Genomic DNA, 14,717 nt, shown 5'->3' on the forward strand with positions numbered 1-14,717 from the left:
CGAGAACTACTCAATCAATTACCCTGTATGAAACGTTTACTTTCGCTAGTGTTCAGCATCCTGCTGAGCGGTAGTCTAGTCCAGGCTGTGCCCATTTCGGCGCAGGACCTGATGAACCGGTCCGTTTCCATTACCGTAGACGGGGAGACGGTACGGACTGTATTACAGCAACTCGAGAAGGCTGTCGATGTGCGATTTGTGTACAGCCCTCGCGTAATTGGGGCCGATAAACGCATCTCCATCAGCGCACGCAACGAACGCCTGGCCAGTGTGCTCCAGCGGTTATTTACCTCGCTGGATGTGGCCTGGGAGGTTGTAAACGGGCAGATTATCCTGAAAAAGGTCAATGCCCAAACGAGCCTGTTGTCTGTGCCCGTTTTCCGAATCAACGTACCCGTAGTGTTTGAACAACCCCGGCGACTGTTGTCGGGCGTGGTCAACGATTTCGCGAGTAACCAGCCGTTGCCGGGGGTGAGCATTATTGTGAAAGGCACCACAAGAGGCACCACTACCGATGCCGACGGTCGTTTTTCGCTCAACATCCCCGACACGGGCGACAATCTGACCCTTTCGTTTTCCTTCATTGGGTACGAAACGCTGGAGGTGCCGGTGAAGACGAACCAGACAGCCCTCAACGTAGCCCTAAAAGAAACCCATAACTCACTGAGTGAAGTCGTGGTGGTGGGCTACGGAACGCAAAAGAAGGTAAACCTGACCGGGGCGGTTACGCAGGTGCTGGCCAAAGAGCTGGAAAACCGACCCCTGAACAATATGTCCCAGATCCTTCAGGGCATGGTGCCCAACCTGAACATTACGTTCAGTACGGGCCAGCCAGGGCAGGGCGGAAACCTGAACGTTCGTGGCGAAACGTCCATCAACGGGGGCGGGCCGCTGGTGCTGATCGATGGGATTCCAGGCGATATCAACCGGATCAATCCCGCCGATGTGGAATCGGTATCGGTCCTGAAAGATGCAGCAGCTTCGGCTATCTATGGCGCACGGGGCGCGTTTGGGGTGATTCTGGTAACGACCAAAACAGCCAAGAATGGTAAAACAACCATCTCGTACAGCAACAACTTCGGCTGGTCGGCTCCCACCGTCAGTACCAAATTTCTGACCAATGGGTACGAGTATGTTCGGATGAATGACGAAGCGTTTACCCGGGCTACCGGCAATAGCTACACGCGGTATTCGGAAGAAGATTATAAAGAACTGGAAGCCCGTCGGTTCGATAAAGTTGAAAATCCGGCCCGCCCCTGGACCGTGGTTAAGAATGTAAATGGCAAAGACATTTACAATTACTACGGCAATTACGACTGGTGGAATACGCTCTTCAACACCACCGAGCCGTCCAAACAGCACAACATCAACTTGTCGGGTGGAACGGATAAGGTGAATTACTTCCTGTCGGGGTCGATTTTTGAAAAGGACGGGATCATGAAAATCAATACGGATAAATTCACGTCCTACACGCTGCGCAGCAAGATCAATGCGCAACTGACGCCCTGGCTCAAAGTGGGTAGCAATATCCAGTACTTCGATTCCAGATACACCTATCCGGGTCTGGAAGGCGGTGCCAATGCCAATTTCGTTGGGATCACGGTGCACGCGTTGCCCGCCTACGCCCCCACCAATCCAGATGGCACGGCCACCTATAACACCCTGAAAAACAATTACTCCATTGGCGACGGTCTATACGCGAACCTGTTGAAAGGCGTAGCCGGTGGGGAGAAAAAAGTGCACGAGTTAACGGCCATTAATTCGGTTACTATTGATTTTACCAAGAACTGGAATCTGGTGGCTAACTACTCTTATTCCTTCTATATCGCTGATGACTGGTACCGTTCTGCCGTGGCGCAATACTCGATCCAGCCGGGCATCCTGGCCACGGTGCCTAATTATAATACCGATCAGTACCGAAAAACCATGTGGTTTGATCCCACGAACGTAACCAACCTGTACTCCTCCTATAATCATACATTTGGGAAACACTATGTTGGGGCCACGGCTGGGATCAACTACGAGTCCCGGAAGCACCAGCGCCTATTTGGTGCCCGGAAAAATCTGCTCTCCGAAAGTCTCAACGATCTGAACCTGGGTACCGGCGAACAACTCTCTGCCGGAGATTCGTATCAGTACTCGTTGTTTGGCGCGTTCTATCGCCTGAATTATGACTACGTCGGCAAGTATCTGCTGGAGGTGAATGGTCGCTACGACGGAACGTCCCGCTTTGGTGAAGGTCGGCGTTACGGTTTCTTTCCATCGGTTTCGGCTGGCTGGCGGCTTAGCGAAGAAAGCTTCTTCGAGCCCCTCAAACACGTTGTGGACAACCTGAAAATCAGGGCTTCGTATGGTACGCTGGGGAACCAGTTGCCATCCAATACCAACTCGGCCAGCTTTTATCCCTATATCCCCATCATGCCAACGGCTCAATCGAGCTGGATAACCAACGGGCAAAAGCTGACGTATGTCAATAACCCCAACCCGATTTCGCCCGATCTTACCTGGGAAAAAGCCACCACGTCCAACCTGGGTCTGGATGCGGGTTTGTTGAAAAATCGACTGAATTTATCCCTGGATGCCTATATCCGGAATACAACGGGCATGCTGGTGCCGGGTCAGGTGCTGCCATCGGTGTATGGCGCTACGGTGCCCACCAAAAACGCCGGTGATTTGCAAACCAAAGGGTTCGAACTCTCCATCGGCTGGCGCGATCAGGTTAAAGTGGCAGGTAAAGCCCTGGCGTACAATGCCTCCTTTATTCTCTCCGATTCTAAATCGACCATCACTAAATACGATAACCCGAATAAAATCCTGTCGAGCCGCTATGAGGGCCAGACGATTGGCGACATCTGGGGCTATTCGATTGCGGGCTTCTTTAAAACCAACGAGGAAGCACAGGCCTATACCGTCGATCAAACTATCGTCAATAAGCAACGCCTGAGCGCTCCCGGCGACTGGAGTAAATTGCAGGCGGGTGATCTTAAGTTTATCGATGTCGATGGCAATGGGAAAATAGATCAGGGAGCCAACACCCTGGCTGATCACGGCGACCTGAAAGTGATTGGGAACGACCGTGCCCGCTATCGGTATGGCATCAATCTGGGCGCTACCTGGAATGGAATAGATGTATCGGTGCTGGCGCAGGGTATTTTACGGAAGAACTGGTATCCGGGCAACAATGCCGATAAATTCTGGGGGCCGTATTCCCGTCCATATTATTCGTTCATACCCGAGAATTTTGAAGCTGATGTCTGGACGCCCACCAATACGGATGCGTATTTCCCGGTCCTGAGAGGCTATACGGCCCTGAATGGGGGAGGTGATTTGAATGCCGCCAATGATCGGTACATCCAGAATGTAGGGTATCTGCGTCTGAAAAATGTGGTGATCGGCTACACCTTTCCCGAAAGTCTCACCAAGAAAATCTGGATACCCAGAGCCCGTATTTACGTCAGTGGCGAAAATCTGCTGACCTACACACCCCTTCGCTCCAAATACATTGACCCTGAGCAACTGGATGGTGATGCCACCAATGGCAGAACGTACCCTATGTCGAAAACAATTTCTGCTGGCCTGAACATCACGTTCTAAACTGATTTACTCCGTAAGTAGATGAAAAAAATACTAAGTCTCCTGGCCGTAGCCATTGGTCTGGCCGCCTGCGATCTGAATCTGGTACCTCAGGATGCCATTTCGCCGGAAACGTTTTTCAAGACTGAAAATGACCTTCTGCTCTATACAAATTCGTTTTACAACGCCCTGCCTTCTGCCGAGGATGTGTATAATGAGGACGTAGACAATGTGGTGAAGAATAGCCTTCGCGACGAATTACAGGGAACGCGCGTCGTACCCACCAGTGGGGGAGGCTGGAGCTGGACTCCGTTACGAAATATCAACTATTTTCTGGCCAACTCAGCGAAATGTCCCGATGCCAAAGCGGTCGCTAAATACAATGGGTTGGCCCGTTTCTTTCGCGCCTACTTTTACTTTGGGATGGTAAAACGGTTTGGTGATGTGCCCTGGTATTCGAAAACGATCGAGGTATCGGATCAGGACATGCTGACCAAAGCGCGCGACCCCCGTACGATGGTTATGGACTCGGTTATGGCGGATATCGATTATGCTATTGCCTACCTCGATGGCTCCCGACAGGTGAACACCATTACCAAATGGACCGCCCTTGCCCTGAAGTCCAGAATGGCTTTATACGAAGGAACCTTTCGGAAGTACCATCCCGAATTCAATCTGCCGGGAGCCGATAAATTTCTGGATGAATGCATTGCCGCATCGGAGAATCTAATGACGAACAGTGGGTATACGATCTACAAAGCCACGCCAGCTACGGCCTACGGCAAACTGTTCTCGTCCGACAATGCCATTCCGGATGAGGTCATTCTGGCGCGGGATTTCAGCGATGAATTACAGGTTTATCATAACCTGAACTACTACACCATGACGGCATCGTACGGAAAACCCGGTCTGGAGAAGAAGTTGGTGAACAGCTACTTAATGGCCGATGGGTCGCGGTTCACGGATATCAAGGGGTACGAAACCATGCAGTTTTATGAGGAAGTGCAAAACCGCGATCCCCGGTTGTCGCAAACCATCCGAACACCAGGCTATACCCGAATTGGTGAAACTGCCCAGTTGACTTCAGAGTTTGGTGCGACCGTGACGGGCTATCAACTGATCAAGTTCGTTTCGGCTCCAAAGTGGGATACCTTCAGCAAGGACATTACCGACATGCCCATTTTCCGGTATGCCGAGGTGCTCCTGAATTTTGCGGAAGCCAAAGCCGAACGCGGCACCTTAACCCAGGCCGACCTGGACCGATCCACCAAACTTACCCGCGACCGGGTGGGTATGCCCAACATCAATCTGACGACTGCCAACGCGAACCCCGATCCCTACCAGGCGCAACAGTACACGCAGTTAAGTGGGAGTAATACAGGCGTCATTCTGGAAATTCGGCGGGAACGGCGCGTTGAACTGGTGATGGAAAATTTCTTCCGCTGGGATGATATCATTCGCTGGAAGGAAGGCCAACTGCTAACCAAAACATTCAAGGGCATGTATTTTCCTGGGCCTGGAAATTACGATCTGGACAAAAATGGTAAAATTGATCTGGTTATCTACGAGGGAACGAAGCCAGCCGTGGCGGGTGCGCAGTTTCTTAAATTGGGTAGCGAAATACTGCTGGAAAATGGCAACAAAGGCGGCAACATCGTGGTGAACGGACACATCAACAAGAAATTCAACGAAGCCCGTGATTACCTGTATCCCATTCCCACCCAAGAGCGTTTACTGAACCCCAAACTGACGCAGAATCCAAACTGGGAGTAATCAATTCCGTAAAACCACTTTCGTATAGAACTATCCAGTTTGTGGGTTTACCTGCAAACTGGATATAGTTAACCAGATTCCCGTTCTCGTTCTCGTTAGTTATCAACAGCTAACTACCTTAACCTCCCTGTTCTCGCTCGGCTTTGCCGAGTGAGGGGTATTTTTTTTACGGCCTCTGGCCGGCGAATTATATCCAAAACGGGCCAGAGGCCCTTGAACTAATACCCCTCACTCGGCATAGCCAAGCGAGAACGGGGAACGGGAGCCTCTGATACGACAACCGATTTTTGATTTCACCCCATCCCATATCTACCTTAGTTATTAACTACCAACTCCCTTAACCTCTTCATATACCATGCTTTCGGATAGACGATTGTTTCTTGAAAAAATGGCGCAGCTTGGCACGCTTAGCCTGATGCCCATTGCGCCAAGTTTAGCGGATAACGCAGTTGCCGCACCAGTGGAAGAGAAAAACCATTTCGTGGCGGGCCCTTACCTTCAACATATAGGCACTCACGAGGTGACCATCATGTGGATTACGCACAAAAACTGCTTCAGCTGGGTTGAATACGGAGCCGGAACCTATACCAGTAAGCGGGAATTTGGCTATAATAATGGGTTGATCGAAGCCAATAACCGCATCAATAAAATTACGCTGTCGGGCCTGGATCCGGGTACCGATCACAAATACAAGATCGTTTCGACCGAGATCCTGGGCTACAAAGGCTCGAAGGTTGAGTTTGGGGAGACCATTAGCAGCCCGCTGTACGGCTTTAAAACACCGGCAGAAAATGAAGAGGAATTCAGGATGGTGGTGTTCAACGATATTCACGATCGGCCTCAGATCATCCCTCAACTGCTTTACCGACATGGCTATACGGGCAACAAACGGGACTATGATTTCGTCGTGTTCAACGGCGACTGCTTCGATTGGGTTACCGAAGAAAGCCAGGTAGTCGATCACCTGATTAAACCGTCGGTCGATATTTTTGCAGCCGAACTTCCCTTCATTCTGACGCAGGGGAATCATGAATGCCGGGGCAGTTTTTCCCGACATCTGCCCGCCTACTTTGCTTATCCTGACGAGAAGTACTATTATGCATTTACCCGTGGACCAGTCCGGTTCGTTATCCTGGACTCGGGCGAGGATAAAGGCGATGATAGCGTTGAATATGGTGGCTTGTCGGCCTTTGATCGGTACCGGGAAACGCAGAAAAAGTGGCTGGAAAAGGAAATTGACAGCGCCGAGTTTAAAAAAGCGCCCTTCCGAATTGTTCTGATTCATATCTCGCCCTACCATTCCGGCGACTGGCATGGACCGATGCACGGTCGTGAAGTGTTCGGGCCGTTGTTGAACAAAGCCAAAATCGACCTTCAGATTTCGGGGCATACGCATCGCTACGGGACTCATGATCCTGATGCAATGCATAATTACCCCATCGTTATTGGGGGTGGTCCGCTGGAAGGCAACCGGACGTTGATCAAGCTACACGCTACGGCCAAAGAACTGAATCTGAAAATGATTCGCGACGATGGGGAAGTGGTTAGCAAGTATACAATCCCTAAAAAGGCGAAGGCATAAAAAGAACGAAATCAACTTACTCACAACAAGATCTGTATGAAAACCCTTATTGGCTTGCTCTTTATCCTCGTTTCCAGTGCTACCTACGCCAGCGAAGGGCCTTCTGCACAGAAGCTCAAAAAGCTCAGGGTGATGACCTATAACATTCATCATTGTAATCCACCATCGGCCGGAGCTAAAATTGATGTGGAGGCCGTTGCCCGCGTTATCACGAAGGAAAAACCAGATTTCGTGGCCTTACAGGAGGTCGATGTCAATACGGAGCGATCGGGGAAAGGACTCCATCAGGCAAAAGAACTCGCTCGGTTAACGGGAATGCATTACTTTTTTTCGAAGGCCATCGACCATCAGGGGGGCGATTATGGCGTGGCGGTCCTGTCCAGATTCCCCATTCTCGACTCAACGCGATTGATCCTGCCGATCGACCCTGCCATTGGTGGAGAAACCAGAACGATAGCCGCCATAACCGTGGAGGTATCGAACGGAAAAAAAATCATCTTTGCCAGCACCCATCTCGATTTGAAAGAACCCAACCGACTCACGCAATCGGAGTTGATCATAAAGCTGTTTAAGGAGTCCGGTCTGCCCGTGATTCTGGGGGGTGATTTTAATGCCCAGCCTGATAGCAAAGTTATTGGCCTGCTGGATCAGAATTTTACCCGAAGTTGTCAGGAGTGCAAGCCCACCATTCCGGTTAACGAGCCAAATCGTGTGATTGATTTTATCATGTTCAAACCCGATGGTACGTTTAAAAGCCTGTCAACTCACGTGATTGACGAGCAATACGCATCAGACCACCTGCCGGTTGTGGCAGAGTTGCAGGTAAACGAATAGTGAGGCCGTTCCAGGAAGGACCACCCACTGAGAAAAATGACCTAAGCAGACCATTGAAATGGAAATTGAACAACTATCAAAAGCCAATCTAACTGACTTGGTTAGACTGGTTCTGGAGCTTTGGACTGACTGTGTGTTTGAGGAGGAATATGATAACTACGAACGAATGTTGATGTCGGATACTGAAATTTGTTATCTCCTTAAAGAACAGGAAACATACATCGCCTTTATCCATCTAACCAGTCGCACAGACTATGTTGAAGGCGCAACCGACTATCCAGTTGCGTACATTGAAGCCCTATATGTAAAACCTACGTATCAACAGCTTGGCATTGGTAAAAAATTAGTAAGCGCAGGCGAAAATTGGAGTAGACAAAAAGGGTGTAAGCAACTTGCCTCGGATACCGAACTAACTAATTCAAGTGCTATCGACTTTCATAAACGTATCGGATTTGACGAAGTAAATCGTATCGTTTGCTTTGTCAAAGAGCTATGATAAAAACGGTTTATTCAATAGTAGCCTAACTATAAGCACCTAAGGTGGGTGAGCAAAAGGTAGATGCCTTTGTGGTAGTCATCTCTACTGATAATCAGCAATAAATCTCTTGGTCAGGAATAGTAAAAATGCCCCATTATGTCCCTTTTACGGTAAGCTCATCAGTGAGATTTTCCTTACCTTCTAACAGATAGACGAAGATGAAACCGTCAAGACGAAATTTTCTACAATCACTCGGAGTTGGCGTGGCCAGTTTGGGTGTAGCTCAGCCAACTACCGCTGCTGGCTTGAAACCCCCTAAAACGGCAAAGCCAGCAGGAGACGATCAGGTTTTATTAGTGGGAGACAAGATTGCCATTGCCAATACGGAACATGGGAAAGTCAGAGGGTTTATTCTTCGGGGTATTCATCAATTCCTGGGCATACCTTACGGTGCGGATACGTCAGGGAAAAACCGGTTCATGCCTCCCCAAAAACCAACCGCCTGGACTGATATTCGTCCGGCCCTCTGGTGGGGAAACTCCGCGCCCCAGATCATGGAAAAGCGGTACGCCAATGTCTATGCCTCGTTTGTTGACCATTGGAACTATGACGACGTATCGGAAGACTGCCTGAAACTGAATGTCTGGACGCCAGCCCCGGATACCCAGAAACGGCCCGTCATCGTCTGGCTGCACGGGGGCGGATTCGTGAATGGGAATGCGATCGAACAGGATGGGTATCATGGCGAGAATATTTCCCGACTGGGTAATGTCGTTTTCTGTTCGATCAACCACCGTCTCGGCTCCCTGGGCTACAGTGATCTGAAAGCGGCTGGTGGCCACGCAGCATCCGGTAATGTAGGCAATCTGGATATGGTGGCAGCCCTCGAATGGGTCAAAAACAATATTGCTAATTTCGGTGGCGATCCAAACAATGTAACCATCATTGGCCAGTCGGGGGGAGGAGCCAAGGTGACGACCCTCATGAATATGCCCTCTGCGAAAGGGTTGTTTCATAAGGCTGTTGCGTTGAGCGGTAGTTCGCTGGCTGGCACTAATAAGGAATACGCCGAAAAATTAGGGCTGAAAGTTATGGAAGAGGCTGGCCTCAAGCCCGGCGAAATCGACAAGCTTCAGCAGATTCCCTGGCGGGAGTACATCGACATCGCCAATAGGGCGGTCGAGAAAATGGCCGACGATGCCAAAAAGATGGGTATCCAACGGGGAGGCTATTCGCCCGTGGCCGACGGAACGTACCTGAACCAGGGTACATTTTTCACAGACCCGAATCACTTCTCGGCCAACATTCCGCTGATGATCTGCTCCACCTTTCATGAGCAAAATCCCGACCGGACAGATGCATCTCTGGAAAGCATTTCGCTGGAGGGCGTGAAGGAGAAAATCAAGCCGCGTTTTGGCGATAAGACCAGCGACATCGTGGATGCCTACGCAAAGAACTTCCCAAAGGCGCGTCCCATCGAGATTTGGGCCTTAATTGTGTCTAACCGAAAGAACGCCATTGCCACCGCCGATGCGAAAGCATCGGGGCAAAAGGCACCTGTTTATGTGGCCTGGTTTGGCTGGCAACCCCCGCTGTTCGATGGTCGGATGCGGGCGTTCCACTGCGACGATATCTGCTTCTGGTTCTACAATACCGATCTGATGCTGACCCACACAGGTGGCGGCAAACGACCCCGAACCTTATCGGAAAAGATGGCAGGTTCCTTCCTGAATTTTGTAAAAACCGGCAATCCAAACGGGGGCGGCTTACCCAACTGGAAGCCCTATACCGTTCAAAACGGCGAAACCATGATTCTGGATGATACCTCCGCGCTGGTCAATGATCCAGACCGGGAAGCCCGTAAAGCGTTGACGTAGCCTGTAGAATAGCTGTGTGCTACACGCAGCGTAGATTACTAGTTAAGAAACCAGCCAGTCTGTTGACCACCGCATTGCAAGAGCGGCAACAGGCTGGCTGGCTTAGTATACCACCCAATAACCGGGTCCTGCGAAGCGGATACCTGGAGTACCAGCCTCATGTCGCCATTTGTTTTGTAGATTCATTCATGTTCAGCGTTTCACCCAAAATGGCATTCCTTTCTGTAGGCTCGATTCGGTTGCTACGCCATCTCCAGACACGATAAATACGTTCCCTTCTGCTGCTTCAGGCCATTTCCCGGACAAGGCCACAACGGCCTGCGCAACCTCTTCTTTGGTCTGGGCCAACGTCATGCTGGCAACAAATTCGGCTTCAGAAATGCCCAGAAAGTCCGCGTATTTGGGTATTACAAGTTCCCCGGTGCCGGTTCCTTTCATCAGACGCCAGGGGACGAGGGTCAGGAAGCGAAGACCAAGCGCAAGCCGATTTGAGGCTAGCTGGGCGTAGTTTGCCAAAAACATCTGCATTCGTTTGGCTCCCGCATAACCGCCCGAAATGGGGGAGCCCCCAATGCCTGCTCCACTGGAAATGAACAGGATCATAGTCTCTGGCTTGACCGGAGTCGTTAGTGCGTATTGCGTAATCAGAAACGACGCTTTTACATCGGTAGTCCAGTTCGTGCTGAAGGTGTCCCAGTCCAGTTCATACACAGGCTGGGTCGGTGGTACTGCGCCTGCTGCCAATACCACCACATCGGGTGACTCTTGAAATACCAGCTCAATTGTAGCCCTATCCGTTGTGTCGGCGTTAAGCGTGCGCACGGTCGGAAAGGCACTGACAAGGTCGGCAAGCGATTGCGGGTTTCTTCCTACTACGAGCACATCGGCGGACTCCTGAACAAGAGCCGCAACGATGGCATGGCCCGTGCCACGATTACCGCCGATGACCACCACTTTTTTTCCTGTTAAATTTTCCATAAACAATAGGGGGTTATAAACCAGGGGTTCCTTTTCCTTCTGTTAGTAAGCTGCACAGACTTCCTTTGACGTAGTAATCCCAACCTTTGGTGCAGCCAGTATAACATTGCACACTGGGAACCAGCCCGAAATGGGTAAACTGGAGATGGGTTTTGTTGTCGAGGGTAGACAGTTCGAAAGAAATTGTCGTGTTCGTCCATTCGTGTTGTTGTTCCACGAACGTAAGCTTGCTGTCCGTGACGAGCCATGTCACTTTCTGATCCGGAATAAGCTCCACTACTTTTTGAGTAGATACATGGATATCGTCAAAACGCACGGTGAACTCATCATTCAGTTGATGCGAATGGCCTTCCAGATCGTCCGTCCACCAGGCGGTAACGTTGTTAATGTGTTCGAATACGTCGTGTGGTGTTGCATTCAGGGTTAAGGATGCTGTGTAATCCTGTTCGTTCATGGTCGTGTTGTGTTTACAAGGTTGTTTTCGTCGTCAGGTGTCTACTCTCACTAGCTGGTCATCCGGGTTGACGGGCCAAAATTACTGTCTGGTTTTGGTATCAACAGGGTGTTAAATAGACATTCTGGCGGGTTGATTTGGTCAGAATTGCCCTGTACATTTACCCTAAAAAAACAGCCATGAAGCAGGTAGTAATAGTTGTTCCCAAAGAGAGTGTTAACCTGAGTAGCATAACCGGTTCGTTGGAGATATTGACTCAGGCAAATGCGTATTGGCAACTGATCGGCAACAAACCCATGCTTTCTATTCAGATAGCCGGTTTAGAGGAAGAGTTAAAATTGGAGGGCGGTCTCTTTTCGATTCATCCGGTGCCTATTCGGGACATCAGGAAAGCAGATCTGTTGATTATTCCTTCGCTTTCCAGCGATTATGATCGGATACTTAGCGAAAATGCCGAGCTTATTGCCTGGATTAACGAGCAATATAAACGGGGTGCTGAACTGGCGAGTATTTGCACCGGCGCTTTTTTGGTAGCGGCTACCGGCTTGCTGGAAGGCAAAACCTGTTCTACACATTGGAATGCGGCCGCTGATTTCAGACGACTTTTTCCCGGTATTCATCTTCAGATCAATAAACTGATTACCGTTGGACCTGGGATTTATACCAATGGAGGTGCTTACTCATTCCTGCATCTGATGCTATTCCTGATTGAAAAATACTTTGACCGCCAGACGGCTATTTTCTGCTCAAAGGTCTTTCAGATTGATATGGACCGAACATCGCAGTCTCCCTTTTTCATTTTTCAGGCTCAGAAGACCCATGGGGATGAACTGGTGTGCAAGGCACAAAGCTATATTGAGGAAAATTTGAGCGAGCGGATTTCGTTTGAAGAACTGGCCTCGCAACTGGCCATCAGCCGACGAAATTTCGACAGACGGTTTATCAAAGCCACCGGCAATACACCAGTAGAGTATTTGCAGCGTGTAAAAGTGGAAGTAGCCAAAAACAACCTGGAAAAAGGCCGAAAAACCATTTTCGAAGTTATGAATGACGTGGGCTATTCGGATGACAAAGCGTTTCGGGAGGTTTTTAAGCGGATAACGGGCGTATCGCCATTGGATTACAGAGCCAAGTATACTAAAGAAGCGCTTTGGGTCTAGAGAGACTGACCATTCGGTTTCCAACAAATGTACTTTGGAAATGAGTCTGGATGATAACCCCGCACGGGTTGGGAACAAATCCTTGTTTTGACTACAACAACGATAGATACGATTACATCTGGCTGGTCGTAGCTATGGACCTTTGTAGGAAAAAACAGAACGATGAAAATTGTAGTAACAGGTTCATTAGGACATATCAGCCAGCCACTGGCAATCGAGTTAGTGCAGAAGGGACATGCTGTTACGGTAGTTAGCAGCAAACCCGAAAAGCAAAAGAATATTGAAGCCCTCGGCGCTACGGCCGCCATCGGCTCATTGGAGGACGTTGACTTTCTGATTTCTACTTTTACAGGTGCCGATGCCGTGTATGCCATGGTGCCACCCAACTATGCCGAGTCTGATGTGCGGGCTTATTACGGGCGAATAGGTCGCAACTATGCACAAGCCATTGAGCAGGCGCGCATCCGGCGTGTGGTTTACCTAAGCAGTTACGGCGCGGATCTGGATACTGGTACTGGACTTATCCTCGGTGCGCACGACGTAGAAGGGATACTGGGTGAGCTGTCGGAGGTGGTTATTACGTATCTGCGCCCTACGTACTTTTATTACAATCTGTACGCCTTTGTTGATATGATAAAAGGAGCCGGTCGTATTGCGGCCAACTATGGTGGCAAGGATAAGCTGATCATGGTTGCCCCAACCGATATTGCGGCTGTTGCTGCGGAAGAGATCGAAACAATGGCGAGCAATCACAGCATACGCTACATAGCCAGTGATGAACGTACGGGTACCGATGTTGCCCGTATTCTGGGAACTGCCATTGGTAAGCCGGATTTGACATGGACTATTATTACGGACGAACAGATGCAAAGCGGGCTGGAAACGAATGGTGTACCCCCGCAATTGGCCGCTGATTTCGTGGATATGTTTGCCAGTGTTCGCAGCGGGGCCTTGTCAAAGGATTATTACCTGCACCCGCCAACAACGCTGGGTAGTGTAAAACTGGAAGATTTTGCCCGTGAGTTTGCGGCTGTTTATAAAAGCTGATTGCCGCTGGCCAAACGCAGGCTACGTCAGATGAATAGCCGTTATTCATACTCATCCATTCCCAAACGAACAAACATGATTCTTGTAACCGGTGCAACCGGCCATCTCGGCCTGGCCACACTAAATTCCCTTTTGAAAAATAGACCCTCTTCCCAGGTTGCGGCTTTTGTCCGTGAGGAGAGCAAAGCCACTGCCTTAATCGAAAGCGGAGTTGCTATCCGGGTCGGTACATACGATGATACAGCTTCCCTCGATAAGGCTATGCAGGGCGTAGAAAAGGTTTTGCTGATTGCGGGGACGGATGAAAAGAAACGCCTTCAGCAACATAAAAATGTCATAGATGCCGCCAAAAAGGCGGGTGTTTCGTTTATTGCCTATACCAGTCGCACGTTGAAGGATAGACGTACAATGGCCAACCAGTTGATGGAAGGCCATTTCCAGACGGAAGACTACATTATAGCGAGTGGATTGACCTATGCTCTGTTTCGTAATGTGCTGTATATGGATGCCATTCCGCAGTTTGTAGGGCCTACCGTTTTCGATACCGGAATTTATCTGCCAGCCGGCCAGGGAAGAGTCCCCTTTGCCCTTAGAAACGAAATGGGGGAAGCTATGGCGAATGTATTAGCAGCCAACAGCAGCGACAGTAGCGTTTACAAACTCACCGGAAGTGAGGCTTATTCCTTTGCCGATGTTGCGGCTGCATTAACCGATTTATCCGGCAAAAAGGTAACCTACACACCGGCTGAGCAATCAGCCTTTGAAACACAGCTGAAAGGACGCGGTGTACCTGACCTAATTATTCAGCGTGTAATCGGGTTTATCACCGATATTAAAAATGGACAGGAAGATGAGGTGAGCCCTGACCTGGAAAATCTGCTCGGGCGAAAGCCTGCGTCGCTCAAAGAAGGGTTAAAAATGCTTTATCCTCTTTCGTGAAATTGCCAGGTAACACCCCAAC

The 14,717-nt window shown here is 49.8% G+C and carries 12 protein-coding genes; 9 read left to right on the plus strand and 3 right to left on the minus strand.

All coding sequences use genetic code 11. The annotated features are described in order from the left end of the window. Positions 1-27: 27 nt before the first annotated feature. The 6 genes from EXU85_RS08980 to EXU85_RS09005 all read left to right on the plus strand — a co-directional run bounded on the left by EXU85_RS08980 (position 28) and on the right by EXU85_RS09005 (position 10,117). On the plus strand, positions 28-3,594 hold the full coding sequence (locus tag EXU85_RS08980; protein ID WP_142771759.1) for a SusC/RagA family TonB-linked outer membrane protein: 3,567 nt from the start codon (positions 28-30) through the stop codon (positions 3,592-3,594). A gap of 21 nt (positions 3,595-3,615) precedes the next feature. Next, on the plus strand, positions 3,616-5,346 hold the full coding sequence (locus tag EXU85_RS08985; protein ID WP_142771760.1) for a RagB/SusD family nutrient uptake outer membrane protein: 1,731 nt from the start codon (positions 3,616-3,618) through the stop codon (positions 5,344-5,346). Between the two features lie 355 nt (positions 5,347-5,701). Continuing rightward, positions 5,702-6,928 (plus strand): metallophosphoesterase family protein, encoded by a 1,227-nt coding sequence (locus tag EXU85_RS08990; RefSeq protein ID WP_246859477.1) that lies wholly within the window; start codon positions 5,702-5,704, stop codon positions 6,926-6,928. Between the two features lie 36 nt (positions 6,929-6,964). Continuing rightward, positions 6,965-7,762 (plus strand): endonuclease/exonuclease/phosphatase family protein, encoded by a 798-nt coding sequence (locus EXU85_RS08995; protein WP_142771761.1) that lies wholly within the window; start codon positions 6,965-6,967, stop codon positions 7,760-7,762. A gap of 58 nt (positions 7,763-7,820) precedes the next feature. After that, positions 7,821-8,258 carry an aminoglycoside 6'-N-acetyltransferase gene (gene aac(6'), locus EXU85_RS09000; RefSeq protein ID WP_142771762.1) on the plus strand — a complete coding sequence of 146 codons (438 nt, stop codon included), beginning with the start codon at positions 7,821-7,823 and terminating at the stop codon, positions 8,256-8,258. A 200-nt stretch (positions 8,259-8,458) separates the two neighbouring features. Then, the gene (locus EXU85_RS09005; protein ID WP_142771763.1) at positions 8,459-10,117 is read left to right on the plus strand and encodes a carboxylesterase/lipase family protein; all 1,659 of its coding nucleotides are present in this window, start codon (positions 8,459-8,461) and stop codon (positions 10,115-10,117) included. A gap of 38 nt (positions 10,118-10,155) precedes the next feature. On the opposite strand, the gene EXU85_RS35970 is transcribed toward EXU85_RS09005, so the two are convergent. The 3 genes from EXU85_RS35970 to EXU85_RS09015 are packed head-to-tail and all read right to left on the minus strand — an operon-like array spanning position 10,156 to position 11,549. After that, positions 10,156-10,278 (minus strand): hypothetical protein, encoded by a 123-nt coding sequence (locus EXU85_RS35970; RefSeq protein ID WP_256366035.1) that lies wholly within the window; start codon positions 10,276-10,278, stop codon positions 10,156-10,158. A gap of 31 nt (positions 10,279-10,309) precedes the next feature. After that, complete coding sequence (locus EXU85_RS09010; protein WP_142771764.1) at positions 10,310-11,095, minus strand: SDR family NAD(P)-dependent oxidoreductase; 786 nt, start codon at positions 11,093-11,095, stop codon at positions 10,310-10,312. A 13-nt stretch (positions 11,096-11,108) separates the two neighbouring features. Continuing rightward, entirely contained in the window at positions 11,109-11,549 is a 441-nt protein-coding gene (locus EXU85_RS09015) for an SRPBCC domain-containing protein (protein WP_142771765.1), read from the minus strand. 179 nt (positions 11,550-11,728) lie between these two features. Between EXU85_RS09015 and EXU85_RS09020 the strand changes: the two genes are divergently transcribed. The 3 genes from EXU85_RS09020 to EXU85_RS09030 all read left to right on the plus strand — a co-directional run bounded on the left by EXU85_RS09020 (position 11,729) and on the right by EXU85_RS09030 (position 14,695). Continuing rightward, positions 11,729-12,709 carry a GlxA family transcriptional regulator gene (locus EXU85_RS09020; RefSeq protein WP_142771766.1) on the plus strand — a complete coding sequence of 327 codons (981 nt, stop codon included), beginning with the start codon at positions 11,729-11,731 and terminating at the stop codon, positions 12,707-12,709. 162 nt (positions 12,710-12,871) lie between these two features. Next, positions 12,872-13,756 carry an NAD(P)H-binding protein gene (locus EXU85_RS09025; RefSeq protein ID WP_142771767.1) on the plus strand — a complete coding sequence of 295 codons (885 nt, stop codon included), beginning with the start codon at positions 12,872-12,874 and terminating at the stop codon, positions 13,754-13,756. Positions 13,757-13,831: 75 nt separating this feature from the next. Further along, positions 13,832-14,695: an SDR family oxidoreductase gene (locus EXU85_RS09030; protein WP_142771768.1), complete on the plus strand. Its 864-nt coding sequence runs from the start codon at positions 13,832-13,834 to the stop codon at positions 14,693-14,695. Positions 14,696-14,717 lie beyond the last annotated feature (22 nt).

It is taken from the genome of Spirosoma sp. KCTC 42546 (assembly GCF_006965485.1).
Lineage (GTDB): Bacteria > Bacteroidota > Bacteroidia > Cytophagales > Spirosomataceae > Spirosoma.